This is a genomic window from Serratia sp. CY32780 (assembly GCF_052169135.1).
GTDB classification, from domain to species: Bacteria; Pseudomonadota; Gammaproteobacteria; order Enterobacterales; family Enterobacteriaceae; genus Serratia; species Serratia sarumanii.
Genome location: NZ_JBJNLI010000006.1, coordinates 202,085 through 221,061 on the forward strand (window position 1 = coordinate 202,085; position 18,977 = coordinate 221,061).

18 protein-coding genes are annotated in these 18,977 nt (G+C 62.5%); 14 read left to right on the forward strand and 4 right to left on the reverse strand.

Going from position 1 to position 18,977, the window contains the following annotated elements:
- The first annotated feature begins 385 nt into the window (after positions 1–385).
- The 13 genes from ACJ8HH_RS21315 to ACJ8HH_RS21375 all read left to right on the forward strand — a co-directional run bounded on the left by ACJ8HH_RS21315 (position 386) and on the right by ACJ8HH_RS21375 (position 14,148).
- Positions 386–1,159: an SDR family oxidoreductase gene (locus ACJ8HH_RS21315; protein WP_043148361.1), complete on the forward strand. Its 774-nt coding sequence runs from the start codon at positions 386–388 to the stop codon at positions 1,157–1,159.
- Positions 1,160–1,231: 72 nt separating this feature from the next.
- A complete protein-coding gene (locus ACJ8HH_RS21320; protein ID WP_223182202.1) occupies positions 1,232–1,495 on the forward strand; it encodes a hypothetical protein in 264 nt (87 codons plus the stop codon).
- Positions 1,488–3,242: a monovalent cation:proton antiporter-2 (CPA2) family protein gene (locus ACJ8HH_RS21325; protein ID WP_043148360.1), complete on the forward strand. Its 1,755-nt coding sequence runs from the start codon at positions 1,488–1,490 to the stop codon at positions 3,240–3,242. The genes ACJ8HH_RS21320 and ACJ8HH_RS21325 overlap by 8 nt, the downstream gene beginning before the upstream one ends.
- Before the next feature lie 5 nt (positions 3,243–3,247).
- Positions 3,248–3,829 (forward strand): DUF924 family protein, encoded by a 582-nt coding sequence (locus ACJ8HH_RS21330; protein ID WP_050498749.1) that lies wholly within the window; start codon positions 3,248–3,250, stop codon positions 3,827–3,829.
- A gap of 58 nt (positions 3,830–3,887) precedes the next feature.
- On the forward strand, positions 3,888–4,796 hold the full coding sequence (locus tag ACJ8HH_RS21335; RefSeq protein WP_060452078.1) for a LysR family transcriptional regulator: 909 nt from the start codon (positions 3,888–3,890) through the stop codon (positions 4,794–4,796).
- Positions 4,797–5,062: 266 nt separating this feature from the next.
- Complete coding sequence (uspA, locus tag ACJ8HH_RS21340; protein WP_004930988.1) at positions 5,063–5,500, forward strand: universal stress protein UspA; 438 nt, start codon at positions 5,063–5,065, stop codon at positions 5,498–5,500.
- Between the two features lie 200 nt (positions 5,501–5,700).
- On the forward strand, positions 5,701–7,044 hold the full coding sequence (gdhA, locus tag ACJ8HH_RS21345; RefSeq protein WP_033649380.1) for an NADP-specific glutamate dehydrogenase: 1,344 nt from the start codon (positions 5,701–5,703) through the stop codon (positions 7,042–7,044).
- Between the two features lie 329 nt (positions 7,045–7,373).
- A complete protein-coding gene (locus ACJ8HH_RS21350; RefSeq protein WP_033649381.1) occupies positions 7,374–8,360 on the forward strand; it encodes an autoinducer 2 ABC transporter substrate-binding protein in 987 nt (328 codons plus the stop codon).
- 104 nt (positions 8,361–8,464) lie between these two features.
- Positions 8,465–9,964 carry a sugar ABC transporter ATP-binding protein gene (locus ACJ8HH_RS21355; protein WP_033654478.1) on the forward strand — a complete coding sequence of 500 codons (1,500 nt, stop codon included), beginning with the start codon at positions 8,465–8,467 and terminating at the stop codon, positions 9,962–9,964.
- Positions 9,957–10,946, forward strand: coding sequence for an ABC transporter permease (locus tag ACJ8HH_RS21360; protein WP_049213714.1), 990 nt, complete (start codon positions 9,957–9,959; stop codon positions 10,944–10,946). The genes ACJ8HH_RS21355 and ACJ8HH_RS21360 overlap by 8 nt, the downstream gene beginning before the upstream one ends.
- A gap of 1 nt (position 10,947) precedes the next feature.
- Positions 10,948–11,901 (forward strand): ABC transporter permease, encoded by a 954-nt coding sequence (locus tag ACJ8HH_RS21365; RefSeq protein ID WP_060452077.1) that lies wholly within the window; start codon positions 10,948–10,950, stop codon positions 11,899–11,901.
- Positions 11,902–11,911: 10 nt separating this feature from the next.
- Positions 11,912–13,549: an FGGY-family carbohydrate kinase gene (locus ACJ8HH_RS21370; protein ID WP_038873847.1), complete on the forward strand. Its 1,638-nt coding sequence runs from the start codon at positions 11,912–11,914 to the stop codon at positions 13,547–13,549.
- Positions 13,549–14,148 (forward strand): KpsF/GutQ family sugar-phosphate isomerase, encoded by a 600-nt coding sequence (locus ACJ8HH_RS21375; protein WP_039569018.1) that lies wholly within the window; start codon positions 13,549–13,551, stop codon positions 14,146–14,148. Before ACJ8HH_RS21370 ends, ACJ8HH_RS21375 begins: the two co-directional genes overlap by 1 nt.
- A 28-nt stretch (positions 14,149–14,176) precedes the next feature.
- On the opposite strand, the gene rsmJ is transcribed toward ACJ8HH_RS21375, so the two are convergent.
- The 4 genes from rsmJ to ACJ8HH_RS21395 form a co-directional block, all read right to left on the reverse strand.
- Positions 14,177–14,923 carry a 16S rRNA (guanine(1516)-N(2))-methyltransferase RsmJ gene (rsmJ, locus tag ACJ8HH_RS21380; RefSeq protein WP_060452076.1) on the reverse strand — a complete coding sequence of 249 codons (747 nt, stop codon included), beginning with the start codon at positions 14,921–14,923 and terminating at the stop codon, positions 14,177–14,179.
- An 8-nt stretch (positions 14,924–14,931) separates the two neighbouring features.
- The gene (gene prlC / locus ACJ8HH_RS21385; protein WP_060437069.1) at positions 14,932–16,974 is read right to left on the reverse strand and encodes an oligopeptidase A; all 2,043 of its coding nucleotides are present in this window, start codon (positions 16,972–16,974) and stop codon (positions 14,932–14,934) included.
- 117 nt (positions 16,975–17,091) lie between these two features.
- Positions 17,092–17,553, reverse strand: coding sequence for an HIT family protein (locus ACJ8HH_RS21390; protein ID WP_033654482.1), 462 nt, complete (start codon positions 17,551–17,553; stop codon positions 17,092–17,094).
- 16 nt (positions 17,554–17,569) lie between these two features.
- A complete protein-coding gene (locus ACJ8HH_RS21395) occupies positions 17,570–17,974 on the reverse strand; it encodes an ASCH domain-containing protein (RefSeq protein ID WP_060452075.1) in 405 nt (134 codons plus the stop codon).
- A gap of 135 nt (positions 17,975–18,109) precedes the next feature.
- Between ACJ8HH_RS21395 and ACJ8HH_RS21400 the strand changes: the two genes are divergently transcribed.
- Positions 18,110–18,952, forward strand: coding sequence for a 23S rRNA (adenine(2030)-N(6))-methyltransferase RlmJ (locus ACJ8HH_RS21400; protein ID WP_004931012.1), 843 nt, complete (start codon positions 18,110–18,112; stop codon positions 18,950–18,952).
- Positions 18,953–18,977: the final 25 nt, after the last annotated feature.

The following is an 18,977-nucleotide window of genomic DNA, read 5'->3' on the forward strand; positions in this document are numbered from 1 at the left end:
AACCGCCCTACCTCATTACCCGATACTCTGCTGGAGCTTACCGCTCTCATCCCCTTTTTGCCTGCACGGGCCATGCCCATAACCCACCGCCTCCAGAGACGTTACCGCACCGCACAGAGAGATTTGCACGGCGTGATTCCACTCAGAGGGGAAATGGTGAGGCCCATATTCATCATTGTAGGTTAATGAAACGCAAACTGGCCTGATCAGTGGATAAAATTTACCGCCACGCGCCGAAACGCCCCCGCCGGGGCGTTATAAGTGATAACCGTTCGTCTGCAATTAGTCGTTTTTCCTGGATAGTCTATCCCGCCCCACGCCGCTGATCTTTCCCCCCACGCTGGCTAGACTCAGGTTTCCGTTACGCTCATCCAAGGAAACTGTTATGGCAAACCATTCAATCAAGGGAAAAACCGTCCTGATCGCCGGCGGCGCCAAAAATCTCGGCGGGCTTATCGCGCGCGATTTGGCTGAACAAGGCGCCAAAGCGGTAGTGATCCACTACAACAGCGCCGCCTCCAAAGCCGAAGCGGATAAGACCGTCGCCGCCATCCAGGCCGCCGGGGCGCAAGGCGTCGCGCTGCAGGCCGATTTGACCACCGCGGGCGCGGTCGAGAAGCTGTTCGCCGATGCGGTCGCCGCCGTCGGCAAGCCGGATATCGCCATCAATACCGTCGGCAAAGTGCTGAAAAAGCCGATGATCGACATCAGCGAGGCCGAGTACGACGAGATGACCGCGGTCAACGCCAAAACCGCGTTCTTCTTCCTGAAAGAGGCGGGCAAACACCTCAACGACAACGGTAAAATCTGCACGCTGGTCACCTCGCTGCTCGGCGCCTTCACGCCGTTCTATGCCGCTTACGCCGGCACCAAGGCGCCGGTGGAGCACTTCACCCGCGCCGCCGCCAAGGAGTTCGGCGAGCGCGGCATCTCCGTGACGGCGGTCGGCCCCGGCCCGATGGACACCCCGTTCTTCTATCCGGCCGAAGGCGCCGATGCGGTGGCGTATCACCAAAGCGCGGCGGCGCTGTCGCCGTTCAGCAAAACCGGCCTCACCGATATCGAAGACGTGGTGCCGTTCATCCGCCACCTGGTCAGCGACGGCTGGTGGGTTACCGGCCAAACTATCCTGATCAACGGCGGCTATACTACCAAGTAACGCCGCATGGGGGGCGCGCGTCTGGCGTCCGCCCCCGCCAGGAGGCGCAGCGTAGAGGATATTGCAATGCACATGCTAATGGTCATTGGCGGAGGCGTGGTTCTCCTGGGATTGTTTGTGCTGTTCGGCTGGCTCTGGGGCGCCAGTGCGGCGGGCATGGCGCTGGCGGCAAAAATTTTCGTCCCGGCCTGGTTGCTGATCGCGGCGGTCAATATGTGGGTGGGCGTCGCCCACGCGGGCTACAGCCTGCGGGCGGAGTTGCCGATCCTGCTGCTGGTGTTCGCGATCCCCGCCGCCATCGCCGCGTTCGTATTCTGGCGCCTCGCCCATGTCTGAAAGCGCCGGCGACCTGCTCAACGTGGTGACGCTACTGGGCGCCGCCGTGGTGGCCGTGCCGCTGTTCAAGCGCTTGGGGCTGGGCTCGGTGCTGGGTTATCTGGCAGCCGGTTTGGCGATTGGGCCGTTCGGCTTTGGTTTGTTCAACGATGCGCAGACCATCCTGCACACCGCCGAGCTTGGGGTGGTGATGTTTCTCTTCATCATCGGCCTGGAGATGCGGCCTTCTCATCTGTGGAACATGCGGCGCGATATTTTCGGCCTGGGCAGCCTGCAGGTATTGAGCTGCGGGCTGCTGCTCACCGCCATCGGCATGGCCTTCGGCTTTTCATTGGCCATCTCCTTCATCTGCGGCATGGGATTCGTGCTGACGTCTACCGCCATCGTCATGCAACTGTTGGGCGAACGCGGCGACATCGCCAGCCCGCGCGGTCAGAAAATCGTCGCCGTATTGCTGTTTGAAGATCTGATGATTGTCCCGCTGCTGGCGCTGGTGGCGTTCATCGCGCCGGCCGGTTCATCGACGCCGGTATCCGGTTCCGCCTGGGGCGGCATCGCCATCGCCGCCGGTGCGCTGGCCGCGCTGGTGGCGGCCGGCATCTGGCTGCTGAACCCGCTGTTTCGCATTCTGGCGCACGCCAAAGCGCGCGAAGTGATGACCGCAGCCGCGCTGCTGGTGGTGCTCGGCGCCGCTTTGCTGATGCAGCTGGGTGGCCTCTCCATGGCCATGGGCGCCTTTTTGGCCGGCGTGCTGCTGTCGGAATCGACGTTCCGCCATCAGCTCGAAGCCGACATCGAGCCCTTTCGCGGTCTGCTTTTGGGGCTGTTCTTCCTCGGCGTCGGTATGTCTCTCGATCTGGCCGTGGTGGCGCGCAACTGGCCGCTGATCGTCAGCGGCGTGCTGGCGATGATGTTCATCAAAGGCCTGTGTATTTACTGCGTGGCCCGGTTGACGAAAAGCTCGCACGGTGATGCTCTCGACCGCGCCGTACTCATGGCGCAAGGGGGAGAATTTGCGTTTGTGCTGTTCGCCGCTGCGCTGGCCAATCAGGTGCTGCCTGCGGAAGCCAACGCCAACATGACCGCCGTCGTGGTGCTGTCGATGGCTTTGACACCGCTGGCGGTGTTGATCCACCAACGCCTGCGCGCCTCGTCCGACGCCTCGTTGGACGGCACGGAACAGCCCACCGGCTTGACCAACAGCGTGCTGATCGTCGGGTTCGGCCGTTTTGGTCAGATCGTCAGCCAGCACGTTTTGGCGATGGGCGCCGATATCACCATTATCGACCGCGAACCCCAGGTTGCCCGCGACGCGCAAGACTTCGGCTTCAAAGTTTACTATGGCGACGGTGCGCGCATGGATGTGCTGCATGCGGCGGGCGCCGGCCACGCCCGCGCCATCTTGGTCTGCATTGACGATCCGCAAGCCGCCACGCAGATTGTCGAACACGCCAAAACCCACTTCCCGCAGGCCCGCGTGCTGGCTCGCGCTCATGACCGCGAACATGCCATCGCGCTGATCAAGGCCAATGTGGATTACCAAATTCGCGTCACCTTAGAGTCCGCCATGTCTTTCGGGCATGAAGCTATGTTGGCGTTGGGCTCCGATCCGGAAACCGCGGCGGATTTGATGGCCGAGCTGCGGCGCAAGGATGCCGAACGGTTGGCGATGGAGGTGTCCGGCGGCATTTACGCCGGTACATCGATGATTTTGGGCAATGCGCCGACCAAGGCGAAGAAGGAATGACGGGCATGCCGACCCTTTTCCGCCGGCGCAGCGATGCGCTCGCGGCCGATAATCAAACGGCCGATGAGGTGGTGCGGTTTTGGCGAGACGCCGGCGCAGAGCAATGGTTCCGGCAGGATCCGCACTTCGACCAACGCTTTCGCGCGCGCTTTTTGGGCCTGCATCTGGCGGCGGCCCGGCGTGAACGCGACGACTGGCTTAAGACGCCGGAAAGCGCGCTGGCGCTGATGATCCTGCTCGACCAATTTCCGCGCAACGCTTTTCGCAACACCGCCCACATGTACGCCACCGATCCGCTGGCGCGCCGCTTCGCCCGCATCGCCATTGCGGCGAACTACATGCAGGCCGTCGAGCCTTCGCTGCGCCTGTTTTTTTGCCTGCCGTTCGCCCACTCGGAAAATCTCGCCGATCAGGATCTTTCCGTGGCGCTAAACGCTCAACTGGGGCCGGCTGAACGCGCGCACGCCGAGGGACACCGCGATATCATCCGCCGTTTCGGTCGTTTCCCACATCGCAATCAGCTGCTGTTGCGCGATACTACCACGCAGGAGCAAGCCTTCCTGGAGCAAGGAGGGTTTGCCGGATAACGCCGCAGAATGCTTTAAGCGGCAATAATCAATAATAAGGACAATAACGGGCGCATCGATGGACAGATTCAATCAATACCGCGTATTCGTGCAGGTGGCGGAGATGGGCAGCTTTATCCGCGCAGCCCATGTGCTGGAGGTGCCGCGCGCCTCGGTGTCCGCCGCCGTGCAACAGCTGGAAACGCAGCTGGGCGTGCGCCTGCTGCACCGCACCACGCGGCAGGTGCGGCTGACCGCCGACGGCGAACAGCTGCTCGAGCGGCTGCGCCCGCTGCTGGCCGAGGTGGAGGATATCGATCAGTCGTTTCAGGCCAGCCAGCGCCAGGCCTCCGGGCGGCTCAGCGTCGACGTGCCGAGCCGCATCGCCCGCCGGCTGATCGCGCCGGCGCTGCCCAGCCTGCTGCGGCGCCATCCCCACCTGCAGCTGGTGCTCGGCTCCGCCGATCGCGCCATCGATCTGGTGCAGGAAGGGGTCGACTGCGCGGTGCGCGTCGGCGATCTGCACGACAGCAGCCTGGTGATGCGCCCGCTCGGCCATATCGCGCTGATCAACTGCGCCAGCCCCGCCTACCTGAGCGAATACGGGCATCCCACTCACCCCGCAGATCTCGTCACCGGCCACTGGCACATCGGTTACGCCTCGCCCAAAACCGGCCGCGAATCCCCTTGGGAATACCTGACCGAAGGCGGCCACACCCAGCGGCTCGAACTGCCCAGCCGGGTGGTGGTCAACAACGCCGAGAGCTATATCGCCTGCTGCCGCGCCGGGCTGGGGCTGATGCAAATCCCGCGCTACGACGTGCAACACCTGCTCGACGCCGGTGAACTGGTGGAAGTCCTGCCCGCTTACCGCGCCGCCTCCATGCCGATCGCCCTGATCTATCCCCATCGTCGCCAGCGCTCACGCCGCCTGGCGGTGTTTCACGAGTGGTTTGAAAGCCTGCTGCAGCCGCATCTGGAGCGCTGATTGCGCATTTAGCGCTATACTTTGTTTAATAACGCTTATAATTCAAGCGGTCAGACCGGCAGCATCCGCATAATCAATAGGCTTTTACGCCGCGCGGGTGTACAACGAAAGGTATCGGGCGGAGAGATTTTCGATGCGGCGCAGTGTGATCGCCCCAACATATCATTGCGTTATCCGAATGATACTATGGAACCAAAAGCGCAAGGCGGGTAAACGGAACGCCTGCTAACCCTTTTAATCGGCATGTTTATGGAAGGAGTATTCTTATGGCTTACAAACACATACTGATCGCGGTGGACCTATCCCCGGAAAGCAAGATCCTGGTAGAAAAAGCCGTCTCGATGGCGCGGCCGTACAACGCTAAAGTTTCTCTGATCCACGTCGATGTCAACTATTCCGACCTCTATACCGGCCTGATCGACGTCAATCTCGGCGACATGCAAAAACGCATCTCCGAGGAAACCCATCAGGCGCTGACCGAGCTGTCGCAAAACGCCGGCTACCCGATCACCGAGACCCTGAGCGGCAGCGGCGATCTGGCGCAGGTATTGGTCGATGCCATCAAGAAATATGACATGGATCTGGTACTGTGCGGCCACCACCAGGATTTCTGGAGCAAGCTGATGTCTTCCGCTCGCCAGCTGATCAATACCGTGCACATCGATATGCTGATCGTGCCGCTGCGCGATGAAGAAGACGAATAAAGTAAGCACTTGCTAACTTAACTGCCCAACGCCCGCGCCCTGCGGGCGTTTTTCATGCCGCCACGCCGATTAATCGCTTGATAATCAACCGCCCTCCGATGATATAGTCGCTAAAGACACAACATCCTCCCCCGGGCATCGCCTATACCCATATCTATAAGAAATAGCGGGGGAAAACTTAATGCTAAAAGGAGTTATCCATGGAATATGCCGTATCGGTAGAGTCTTTCCTGTCCTCGTTACAGCGCCATAACCCCCACCAGCCGGAATATCTGCAGGCGGTGCGCGAAGTGTTCACCTCGCTGTGGCCGTTTATCGAACGCAACCCGCGCTATCGCGAACAGGCCCTGCTGGAGCGCCTGGTGGAGCCTGAGCGCGTTATCCAATTCCGCGTCAGCTGGGTGGACGATCGCGGCCAGGTGCAGGTCAACCGCGCCTTCCGCGTGCAGTTCAACTCGGCCATCGGCCCCTACAAGGGCGGCATGCGCTTCCATCCGTCGGTAAACCTGTCGATCCTGAAATTCCTCGGTTTTGAGCAGACCTTCAAGAACGCGTTGACCACCCTGCCGATGGGCGGCGGCAAAGGCGGCTCCGATTTCGATCCCAAGGGCAAAAGCCAGGGCGAGATCATGCGCTTCTGCCAGGCGCTGATGACCGAGCTGTATCGCCATCTGGGGCCGGACACCGACGTGCCGGCCGGCGACATCGGCGTCGGCGGCCGTGAAGTCGGCTTTATGGCCGGCATGATGAAGAAACTGTCCAACAACACCGCCTGCGTGTTTACCGGCAAGGGTCTCTCCTTCGGCGGCAGCCTGATCCGCCCCGAGGCGACCGGCTACGGCCTGGTGTACTTCACCGACGCCATGCTGCAGCGCCACGGCCTGGGCTTTGAAGGCATGCGGGTGGCGGTGTCCGGCTCCGGCAATGTGGCGCAGTACACCATCGAGAAAGCGCTGGAGCTGGATGCGCGCGTGATCACTGTGTCGGATTCCGGCGGCACCCTGGTGGACGAGGACGGCTTCACCACCGAGAAGCTGGCGCACCTGGCGGAGATCAAAAACCAACGCTACGGCCGGGTGGCGGACTATGCCCGCGAACGCGGCCTGACCTATCTGGCCGGCCAGCAGCCGTGGAACGTGCCGGTGGATATCGCCCTGCCGTGCGCCACCCAGAACGAACTGGATCTCGAGGCGGCGCAGACGCTGATCCGCAACGGGGTGAAGGCGGTAGCGGAAGGCGCCAACATGCCGACCACCATCCAGGCCACCGACGCCTTCCTCGACGCCGGCGTGCTGTTCGCGCCGGGCAAGGCGGCTAACGCCGGCGGCGTGGCCACCTCGGGGCTGGAGATGGCGCAAAACGCCGCGCGCATCGGCTGGCGGGCAGAGAAAGTGGATGTACGTTTACAACATATCATGGCCGATATTCACCACGCCTGCGTGGAATACGGCGGCGAAGGCAAGCAAACCCACTACGTACACGGCGCGAATATCGCCGGTTTCGTCAAGGTCGCGGACGCCATGCTGGCGCAGGGCGTGCTGTAATCCGCCTTAAAGGTGATCTTGTTCACACATCGATTAAATGCTTCAATGCCGGCCTCTGCGCCGGCATTTTTTTATGCTTTCTCACCATCCAAATGATGCCAATTGGTTAAATAAAAGTTAACAAGAAGTTATTTATCGCTTCTTAATCGGTAGTAAATTTACCACCACAAAATAATTAAACATTTATTTAACACTAAATACGCCATTATTTTACTTAACTGTGCGCAGATCACATTTCGTTAACTTCAGCTACGCCCCCTCTTCCATTCCTTTGTAATCTGCAGCGGTGGAAAAACCGCCACCCCTACAGATAAAAAAAGGTACAGCTAATGAAATTTAACCTCGCATTATTAAATGCATGTGTGGTTTCTGCGTGCATGTTATCGACAACACCTGTGTTCGCCGCTGATAAATATGAGATTGCCGTGGTCGCCAAAGTGACCGGCATTCCGTGGTTCAACCGCATGGAAGTGGGCGTCAACGAAGCGGCAAAAAAACTCGACGTCAACGCCTACCAGACCGGCCCTTCTACCCCGGATCCGGCCGCGCAGGTCAAGGTAATTGAGGATCTGATCGCCAAGAACGTCAACGCCATCATCGTGGTGCCGAACGACGCCAAGGTGCTGGAGCCGGTGCTGAAAAAAGCGCGCGACAAAGGCATCGTGGTGCTGACCCATGAATCCCCGGACCAGCAGATCGGCCAGTGGGACATCGAGACCATCGACAGCGAGAAATATGCGCAGGCCAACGTCGATGAGCTGGCGAAAGACATGGGCGGCAAAGGCGGCTATGCGATCTACGTCGGCTCGCTGACCGTGCCGCTGCACAACGCCTGGGCCGATTCCGCCATCAAATACCAGAAAGAAAAATACCCGGACATGTTTGAAGTCACCTCGCGCTTGCCGGTGGCGGAAAGCATCGACAAATCCTACGCCACCACGCTGGATCTGATGAAAACCTATCCGCAGATGAAGGGCATCATCGGCTTCGGCTCGCTCGGCCCGATCGGCGCCGGCCAGGCGGTGGCCAAGAAACGCGCCAAGGACAAAATCGCGGTGGTGGGCATCGCCATGCCGGCGCAGGCCGCCCCTTACCTGATGCGCGGCGACATCAAAAAAGCGCTGCTGTGGGATCCGAAAGACGCCGGCTATGCGCTGGTGACGGTGGCCGACCAGCTGCTGCAGGGCAAGGAAGTGAACAAGGATCTGGCGATCGAGGGCCTCGGCAAGGCCGACGTCGACATGGAACACAAAGTGATTCGGTTTAATAAGATTTTGGAAGTCACCAAAGACAACGCCCAATCGCTTGGATTCTGATTTTTCGCGTAATTTCGCCACACCGGGAAAGTAGTTAAACCCTCGTAGGGGCGCAGCTTGCTGCGCCCAGGGCTTCGGCCGCTACGCAAGCACAGGTTAACGTTATGACAGCCTCCCCCGCATTTATCACCCTGGAGAATATCAGCAAGCGATTCCCAGGCGTGCTGGCATTAGACCAGATCAACCTGACGCTCAATATTGGCGAAGTGCACTGCCTGGCCGGGCAAAACGGCTGCGGCAAAAGCACCATCATTAAAATCATCTCCGGCGTCTATCAGCCGGAAAAAGGCGCCAACATTTCGCTTGAAGGCAAACTCTTCCACGCCCTGACGCCGCAGCTGTCCGGTTATTACGGCATACAGGTTATCTACCAGGACCTGTCGCTGTTCCCCAACCTGACGGTGGCGGAGAACATCGCCATCCACCGTTACCTGCCCGGCGGCCATTTCTGGGTACGCAAGCGGGTGATGCGCCAGACGGCGCTCGACGCCATGGCGCGGGTCGGCGTACGCATCGATCCCGATAAAAAGGTGGAAAAACTGTCGATCGCCGATCGGCAGCTGGTGGCGATTTGCCGCGCCATCGCCGCCGAGGCGCGGTTGGTTATCATGGACGAACCGACCGCCTCGCTGACCCGCCAGGAGGTCGACGGCCTGCTGCGGGTGGTCAACGAGCTGAAGGCGGCCGGCATCTGCGTGGTATTCGTCAGCCACAGATTGGATGAAGTGATGGAAGTCGCCGATCGCATCAGCGTGATGCGCGACGGCAAGCTGGTGGGCACCTGGCCGGCCAGCGAACTGGACAGCCACGAACTGGCGTTCCTGATGACCGGCCAACGCTTCCACTACAGCCCGCTGCCGCCGCTGCCGCCGGCCGAACAGGCGCCGCTGCTCGAAGTGCGCAACCTCAGCCGCGGCGAGAAATACCGCAACGTCAATCTGGCGCTGCGCGGCGGCGAGATCGTCTCGATCGTCGGCCTGCTCGGCGCCGGCCGCACCGAACTGTGCCTCAGCCTGTTCGGCATGACGCGGCCGGACAGCGGCGAGATCCGCATCGAGGGCCAGGCGGTGCAGCTGCACAACAACCGCGAAGCGGTGCGCCACGGCATCGGCTATGTGTCGGAGGATCGTCTGACGCAGGGGTTGATCATGGAGCAATCGATCTACGACAACACCATCGTCACCGTCTTCGATCGGCTGCATACCTCGCTCGGGCTGCTGGATCACGCCAAAGCGACCGAGCTGGTCAACCGGCTGATCCGCGATCTGAACATCAAGGTGTCCGACAGCGCGCTGCCGGTGAAAACCCTGTCCGGCGGCAACGCCCAGCGCATCGCCATCGCCAAGTGGGTGGCGACCCAGCCGAAGATCCTGATCCTCGACTCGCCCACCGTCGGCGTGGACATCGCCAACAAAGAGGGGATCTACCAGATCGCCCGCGATCTGGCGCAGCTGGGCATGGCGGTGCTGATGATCTGCGACGAGATCCCGGAAGCCTATTACAACAGCCATCGGGTGATGGTGATGCGCAAGGGCGAGCTGATCGCCGAGTTTGCGCCGCACCAGAGTACCGAGCAACAGATCGCCGAGGTGGTGAATGGATAAGTCATTATTGGCCCGCCTGGCCGGGCGGCACGAGTTTTATCTCGGCCTGTTGGTGCTGCTGCTGGCGATCGGCCTGAGCGCCGGCACCGACGAGTTTCTGACGCTCGGCAACCTGACCGACGTCGCCACCAGCTACGCCATTCTCGGCATCCTGGCCTGCGGGCTGTTCGTGGTGCTGATCGCCGGCGGCATCGACATTTCGTTCCCGGCGGTCACCGCCATCGCCCAATACGTGATGGCCAGCTGGGTGATCCAGCACGGCGGCAGCTTCCCGCTGGCGTTCGCCCTGGCGATTGGCGTTGGCCTGCTGCTCGGGCTGGTGAACGGCTTTCTGGTGTACTGGCTGAAGGTGCCGGCAATCATCATCACCATCGCCACCCTCAACCTGTTCTACGGCCTGCTGGTGTACTCCACCAACGGTACCTGGCTGTACGGCTTCCCGGACTGGTTCATGAACGGCATCAACTGGTTCTCGTTCCAGGGCGCCGACGGCTACGACTACGGCCTGACGCTGCCGCTGCTGTGCCTGCTGGCGACCATCGTCGTCACCGGCGTGCTGATGAACCGCACCCGGCTGGGGCGCCAGATCTACGCCATGGGCGGCAACCGCGACGCGGCGTCGCGCCTGGGGTTGAACCTGCTGCGGCTGCATTTTTGCGTCTACGGCTACATGGGCATTCTGGCCGGCGTCGCGGCGGTGGTGCAGGCGCAGATCACCCAGTCGGTGGCCCCCAACTCGCTGCTCGGCTTCGAGCTGACGGTATTGGCGGCGGTGGTGCTGGGTGGCACCAGCATGAGCGGCGGCCGCGGCTCGTTGACCGGCACCCTGCTCGGCGTGGTGCTGCTGGCCTTCCTGCAAAACGGGCTGACGCTGCTCAGCGTCTCGGCCTATTGGCACCAGGTGTTCAGCGGCGCGATCATTTTGATCAGCATCAGCACCACCGCCTGGAACGAAAAACGCAAGCTGCTCAAGGAGATCTGACATGACGCAGTTAACTCGGTTGATCCCAAGCGATCGGATCATTCGCCTGCAGGGCGCGATCATCATCGCGGTGGCGCTGCTGTTCGCCGGGCTGCTCGGATCGCGCTTCTTCAGCCTCGGCAACTTCCAGTCGATCGCCTCGCAGCTGCCGATCCTCGGCCTGCTGGCGCTCGGCATGGGCATCACCATGCTGACCGGCGGCATCAACCTGTCGATTATCGCCGGCGCCAACGCCTGTTCGCTGGTGATGGCGGCAATCATCGTCAGCCACCCTGACCAGCCGCTGTTCCTGGCGCTGGCGCTGGTGGCCGGCCTGCTGGTGGCGGTGGCGATCGGCGCGCTCAACGGCGCGCTGGTGGCCTGGATCGGCGTCTCGCCCATCCTCGCCTCGCTCGGCACCATGACCCTGATCACCGGCCTGAATATTCTGCTGTCCAACGGCGCGGTGATCTCCGGCTTCCCGGCGGCGATTCAATTTCTCGGCAGCGGCGCCGTGCTCGGCGTGCCGGTGGCACTGATCCTGTTCCTGCTGGTGGCGGCCGGGCTGTGGCTGCTGCTGGAGCACACCACGCTGGGGCGCAGCCTGTACCTGATCGGCTCCAACGAGCAGGCCACCCGCTTCAGCGGCGTGAACACCGCGCGGGTGCAGGTAGCGGTGTATATCCTGTCGGCGCTGCTCGGCTGGGGCGCCGCCCTGCTGATGATGGCCAAGTTCAACTCGGCCAAGGCCGGCTACGGCGAATCTTATCTGCTGGTGACCATTCTGGCCTCGGTGCTGGGCGGCATTAACCCGGACGGTGGCTTCGGCCGTATTCTGGGGCTGGTGCTGGCGCTGATCGTGCTGCAAATGTTGGAAAGCGGCCTCAATTTGCTGGGGGTTAGCAGCTACCTGACCATGGCCCTGTGGGGCGGCGTGCTGATCCTGTTTATCGCGTTACAGAATCGAAAAGCCTGAGGAGAAAATAATGGCGAGCTATTTTATTGGCGTAGATGTGGGCACCGGAAGCGCGCGCGCGGGCGTATTTGATCTCAATGGCCGCATGGTCGGCCAGGCCAGCCGGGCCATCGATCTGTACCGGCCGAAGGCGGATTTCGTCGAGCAGTCGTCGGATAACATCTGGCAGGCGGTGTGCAATGCGGTGCGCGACGCGGTCAACCAGGCCGACATCAACCCGATCCAGGTCAAGGGGTTGGGCTTCGACGCCACCTGTTCGCTGGTGGTGCTGGATAAAGAGGGCAAGCCGCTGACCGTCAGCCCCTCCGGCCGCACCGAACAGAACATCATCGTGTGGATGGATCACCGGGCGATCGCCCAGGCCGAGCGCATCAACGCCACCAAACACCGGGTGCTGGACTTCGTCGGCGGCATTATCTCGCCGGAGATGCAGACGCCGAAACTGCTGTGGCTGAAACAGCACATGCCCACCACCTGGGCCAACGCCGGCTACCTGTTCGATCTGCCGGACTTCCTCACCTGGCGCGCCACCCAGGACGCCACCCGCTCGCTGTGTTCGACGGTATGCAAGTGGACCTATCTCGGCCACGAACAGCGCTGGGACAAGAGCTACTTCCAGCAGATCGGGCTGGAAGACGTGCTGGAACATGACGCGGCCAAGATCGGCAGCGACGTCAAAATGATGGGCGAGCCGCTGGGCCACGGCCTGACCCAGCGCGCCGCCAGCGAGATGGGGCTGATCGCCGGCACGGCGGTGAGCGTGTCGATCATCGACGCCCACGCCGGCACCCTCGGCACGCTGGGCGCCACCGGCGTCTCCGGCGAGGTGGCCGACTTCAACCGCCGCGTCGCGCTGATCGGCGGCACCTCCACCGGCCATATGGCGATGTCGCGCACCGCGCGCTTTATCGGCGGCGTCTGGGGGCCGTATTACTCGGCGATCCTGCCGGAATACTGGCTGAACGAGGGCGGCCAGTCCGCCACCGGCGCGCTGATCGACCACGTCATCCAGTCGCACCCGTGCTACCCGGAGCTGCTGGCGCAGGCGAAAACTCAGGGGCAGACCATCTATGAGGTGTTGAACGCCATTCTGCGCCGCATGGCCGGCGAGCCGGAGAATATCGCCTTCCTGACGCAGGACATTCACATGCTGCCGTACTTCCACGGCAACCGCTCGCCGCGCGCTAACCCGACGCTGACCGGCATCCTGACCGGGCTGAAGCTGTCGCGCACACCGGAGGACATGGCGCTGCACTACCTGGCCACCATTCAGGCCATCGCGCTCGGCACCCGCCACATCATCGAAACCATGAACCACAGCGGCTACAGCATCGACACCATTATGGCCAGCGGCGGCGGCACCAAGAACCCGATCTTCGTGCAGGAGCACGCCAACGCCACCGGCTGCGCCATGCTGCTGCCGGAGGAGAGCGAAGCGATGCTGCTCGGCGGCGCGATGATGGGCACCGTGGCGGCGGGCGTGTTCGACACCCTGCCGGAGGCGATGAGCGCCATGAGCCGCATCGGCAAGACGGTCACGCCGCAGACCAACCAGATAAAAAGCTACTACGACCGCAAATACCGGGTATTCCACGAGCTGTACAACGACCACATGAAATACCGCCGGTTGATGCAGGAGGAGGCGTGATGCAGCAGGAATGGCGGCAGGCGGTGCAAGGTTGGCAAACCTACAGTCAGGAGCTGGCGCAGCTGGGCGAGCGCCTCGACGCGCGCACCTGGCAGCGGCTGCTGACGCTGCTGGCCGACTGCCGCGGTAAAATCGCCGTCACCGGCGTCGGCACCTCGGGGATTGCGGCGCGCAAGATAGCCCACATGCTGGCCTGCGTGGAACGGCCGGCGGTCTACCTCGACGCCACCGGCGCGGCGCACGGCGATCTGGGTTTTCTGCGCGCCGACGATCTGCTGATCCTGATCTCGCGCGGCGGCAATTCCGACGAGCTGACCCGCCTGCTGCCGACGCTGCAGGCCAAGGGCGTGACGATGATCGCGGTGACGGAAAACCCGCATTCCGCCATCGCACAGGCGGCGCAGTTGACGATCGCCACCGGGGTGCAAAAGGAGATAGATCCGCTGAACATGCTGGCCACCACCTCAATTGTGCTGGTGCTGGCGATCTTCGACGCCGCCTGCGCCTGCCTGATGGCGCGCAGCGGTTACGACAAGGACGCCTTGCTGGCGGTGCATCCGGGCGGCGGCGTGGGGAAAAGCTTGCGGGAGGAAAACTGAGGGCCCGACACGGCGGGCCCGGCAGACATTACAGCGGCATGTAGATATCGAAACGGTGGCTTTTGGTCAGCGTGGCGGCGTGCGCCGGCACGTCGGCCAGCGGCGGCGCGTAGTCCGGGCGTTTCACCACCACGCGCTTGGTCGCCAAACGGCGCGCCGGCTCCAGCAGGCCGTCGGCGTCATCGTCGCTGCCCACCAGCGATTGAAACACCCGCATCTCTTTCTTCACCAGCGCGCTTTTCTGCTTGTGCGGGAACATCGGATCGAGATACACCACTTCGGGGCGCGGGCTGAGATCCGCCAGCGCCGTCAGGCTGGAGGCGTGCAGCAGCGTCAGGCGCTCGCGCAGCCACGGGCCGATTTCCGCATCCTGATAACCGCGCTGCAGGCCGTCGTCCAGCAACGCCGCCACCACCGGATTGCGCTCCAGCATCCGCACCCGACAGCCCAGCGCCGCCAGCACGAAGGCGTCGCGCCCCAGCCCGGCGGTAGCATCCACCACGTCCGGCAGATAGCTGCCCTTGATGCCGACCGCTTTGGCCACCGCCTCGCCGCGGCCGCCGCCGAAGCGGCGCCGGTGCGCCATGGTGCCAGAGACGAAATCGACGTAGATTCCGCCGAGCTTCGGCTCGTCGCGCTTGCGCAGCTCCAGCCGCTGCGGGGTCAGTACCAGCGCTATCGGCGCGTCGTCGTCGGACGTCAGCCGCCAGCGCTGCGCCAAAACAGACAAGGCGCCGGGATCGGCGCCTGCTTCACACAATAAACACACGCTCACGTGTCGGGTTATCCTTTAATGCCGTAATGGCGCAGCATAGCATCCAGCTGCGGCTCGCGGCCACGGAAGCGTTTGAACAGCGCCATCGGCTCTTCTGAACCGCCGCGCGACAGGATGTTGTCGAGGAAGGATTTGCCGGTTTCGGCGTTGAAGATCCCCTCTTCTTCGAAGCGCGAGTAGGCGTCGGCCGACAGCACTTCCGCCCACAGGTAGCTGTAGTAACCCGCCGCATAGCCGCCGGCGAAGATGTGGCTGAAGGCGTGCGGGAAGCGGCCCCAGCTTGGCGAAGGCACCACCGCCACCATTTTCTTCACTTCCGCCAGCGTCGGCAGGATCTGCGCCCCTTTTTCCGGGCTGTATTCGAAGTGCATGCGGAAATCGAACAGGCCGAACTCCAGCTGGCGCAGGATGAACAGCGCCGCCTGGTAATTCTTGGCCGCCAGCAGCTTGTCGAGCATGGCCTTCGGCAGCGGCTCGCCGCTCTGGTAATGGCCGGAGACAAACGCCAGCGCTTCCGGCTCCCAGCACCAGTTTTCCATAAACTGGCTCGGCAGCTCGACCGCATCCCACGGCACCCCGTTGATGCCGGAGACGCCGGCGGTATCGATCTGCGTCAGCATGTGGTGCAGACCGTGGCCGAACTCGTGGAACAGCGTGGTCACTTCGTTATGGGTGAACAGCGCCGGCTGGTCGCCCAGCGGGCGGTTGAAGTTGCAGGTCAGGTAAGCGACCGGCTTTTGCAGCGTGCCGTCGGCCTTGCGCAGGCTGCCGACGCAGTCGTCCATCCAGGCGCCGCCGCGTTTGTTTTCGCGGGCGTACAAATCGAGGTAGAAGCTGCCGCGCAGCTCGCCGTCGGCGGCGAACAGATCGAAGAAGCGCACGTCCGGATGCCAAGTCTCCACGTCTTTACGCTCTTTGGCGGTGATGCCGTAGATGCGTTTCACCACTTCGAACAGCCCTTCCACCACCCGCTGCTCCGGGAAGTACGGGCGCAGCTGCTCGTCGCTGATGGAGAACAGGTGCTGCTTCTGTTTTTCGCCGTAATAGGTGATGTCCCAGGCTTCGAGCTCGTCCACGTCATAGTGCTGTTTGGCGAAGGCGCGCAGCTGCGCCAGCTCTTGCTCGGCCTGCGGGCGGGCGCGCTTGGCCAGATCGCTCAGGAAGCCGATCACCTGCTCCGGGCTCTCCGCCATTTTGGTCGCCAGCGACTTGTCGGCGTAGGTGTCGAAGCCCAGCAGCTGAGCCAGCTCGTGGCGCAGCGCCAGCGTTTCCGCCATCACTTCGCTGTTGTCCCATTTGCCGGCGTTCGGCCCCTGATCGGAGGCGCGGGTGGCGAAGGCGCGGTACATCTCTTCGCGCAGCGCGCGGTTGTCGGCGTAGGTCAGCACCGGCAGGTAGCTCGGCATGTCCAGCGTCAGCAACCAACCGTCCTGCTCTTTGGCCTGCGCCATCGCCTGTGCCTGCGCCAGGGCGCTCTCCGGCAGGCCGCTCAGCTCGGCTTCGTCGGTAATCAGTTTGCTCCAGCCCATGGTGGCGTCGAGCACGTTGTTGCTGTAGGTGGAACCCAGTTCGGACAGGCGCGCGACGATCTCGCCGTAGCGCTGCTGTTTATCCGCCGACAGGCCGATGCCCGACAGTTCGAAATCGCGCAGCGCGTTGTCCACCGCCTTGCGCTGCGGCACGCTCAGCGCCTCAAACGCCGCGCCCTCTTTCAGGCTGCGGTAGGCCTGGTACAGCCCTTCGTGCTGGCCGACCCAGGTGCCGTACTCGGACAGCAGCGGCAGCGCCTGCTCATAGGCGGCGCGCAGCTCCGGGCTGTTTTTCACCGAGTTCAGGTGCCCGATCGGCGACCAGATGCGCGACAGCCGATCGTCCGACTCCGCCAGCGGCTGACACAGATTGTCCCAAGTGAACGGCCCCGGCTGCGCAACCACGCGCTCTACCGCGGCGCGGCAGTCCGCCAGCGCGGATTGCACCGCAGGCACGATATCTTCAGGGCGGATCGCCGAGAACGGCGGCAGGGAAAACGGGGTCAGCAACGGATTTGTCATAGGGCAGTCCTGATTAGCGTTGGGGCCCGCCGTGGGGCGAGCCTTAAAATGCGTATGAATCTCTAACATGGAGCCAGACAACAGGAAAATCAATGCCCGGCGTTGATCGTTGGTGCCTTAAACGGCGCTTTGGCGGATGCGGGCGGCCAGCGCCGCCAGCTGCTCGTCGTCGGCGCGCGCGGCGTCGTGGGAGGAGATATAGCCCTCGTAACGCGCGAAAAACTTCGGCGAGGTCGATTCGATCGGCCGCCACTGCTCCAGCGACGCGGTGCCGTGCAGCGGGATCAGTTTGGCGTGCACGTGGTCGACGCCGTAACCTTCGAACACCATGCCGCAGCGGCCGACGTCGTCGAACGCGCGATCCAGCTGCTTCGCCACCCGCTTGGTCGCCAGCATCAACGCGCTCAATACCTCGTCCGGCAGGTCAAAGGCGTAGCTCGGGTGGTGTGCCTTGGGGATCACCACGCTGAAACCGTCGGTGTTGGGAAAGATGGACAGGAACGCCAGATGGTCGTCGTCTTCCCAGATTTTATGGCACGGCGCCTTGCCCGCCACGATGTCGCAAAAAATGCAGCTCATCCTTTCTCCTTGTGATTCACAGCGTTTCAACCCGTTCGAATTCTTCGAATACCAGCCACATGTCCGGCGCAAAGCTCCCCTCGCGGGTAAAGAATGCCTGATGCCCCTCGAGCCAAAATGCCAGGCTTTTGTCGCCTTCGCCCTCTTTGGCCGCCATCTCGGCGGTCACCTGGTCGTAGCGCACCAGGCGCAGCGCCAGGGTCCTGATCACGCAGGCCGGTTCGCCGCGGCCATCAAGAACGATGCTGTAATCGCCGATCCTCGGGGTTTGTTCCCGACGATAGCTCGCATAGGAACTGCAGGTGGCGGTTTTATCCCCGCTCAGCACCAATCCCAGCAGTTCGTCGGCTAACGCGGGGCCGTCGCCGAACGCCCAGCGCGCCGCGTCGGGGTAATTCGCCAAAATCGCCTGTTTGCTCATCGTCCTGTCCCTTTCTGTTAACGTCTGCGGCAACGGAGTCCGGTTTTTCCCGGCCAGACAGTTTATACTGTGCAGATTATAAGCCTTATTGCATTGAATGCTCCGCCTGCGGAGCACAAGGAACCGCCACCCGTCATGTTAAGTTATCGTCACAGTTTCCACGCCGGCAACCACGCCGACGTGCTCAAGCACACCGTTCAGAGCCTGATCATCGAGTCGCTGAAGGAAAAAGAGAAGCCGTTCCTGTATCTGGATACCCACTCGGGCGCGGGCCGTTATCAGCTCAGCGGCGAACACGCCGAGCGCACCGGCGAATACCTGGAAGGCATCGGCCTGCTGTGGCAGCGCGACGATCTGCCGGAAGAGCTGGCGGCCTACATGAGCGTGGTGCACAACTTCAACCGTTCCGGCACGCTGCGCTACTACCCCGGTTCGCCGCTGATCGCCCGCCAGCTGCTGCGCCCGCAGGACAAAATTCACCTGACCGAGCTGCACCCGAGCGACTACCCGCTGCTGCGCAGCGAGTTCCAGAAAGACGAGCGCGCCAAAGTGCAGCGCGCCGACGGCTATCAGCAGCTGAAATCCCAGCTACCGCCCCTGTCGCGCCGCGGCCTGATCCTGATGGACCCGCCGTATGAAATGAAGACCGATTACCAGGACGTGGTCAAAGGCATTCAGGAAGGCTACAAGCGTTTCGCCACCGGCACCTACGCGCTGTGGTACCCGGTGGTGATGCGCCAGCAGATCAAACGCATGCTGCGCGATCTGGAAGCCACCGGCATTCGCCGCATTCTGCAGATCGAACTGGCGGTGAAACCCGACAGCGATCAGCGCGGCATGACCGCCTCCGGCATGATCGTCATCAACCCGCCGTGGAAACTGGAACAGCAGATGAAAAACGTGCTGCCGTGGCTGCACAAGGTGCTGGTGCCGTCGGGCATCGGCCACCATCTGGTGAACTGGGTGGTACCGGAGTAATCCCCGGCAGGGCGCGGTTCGCCGC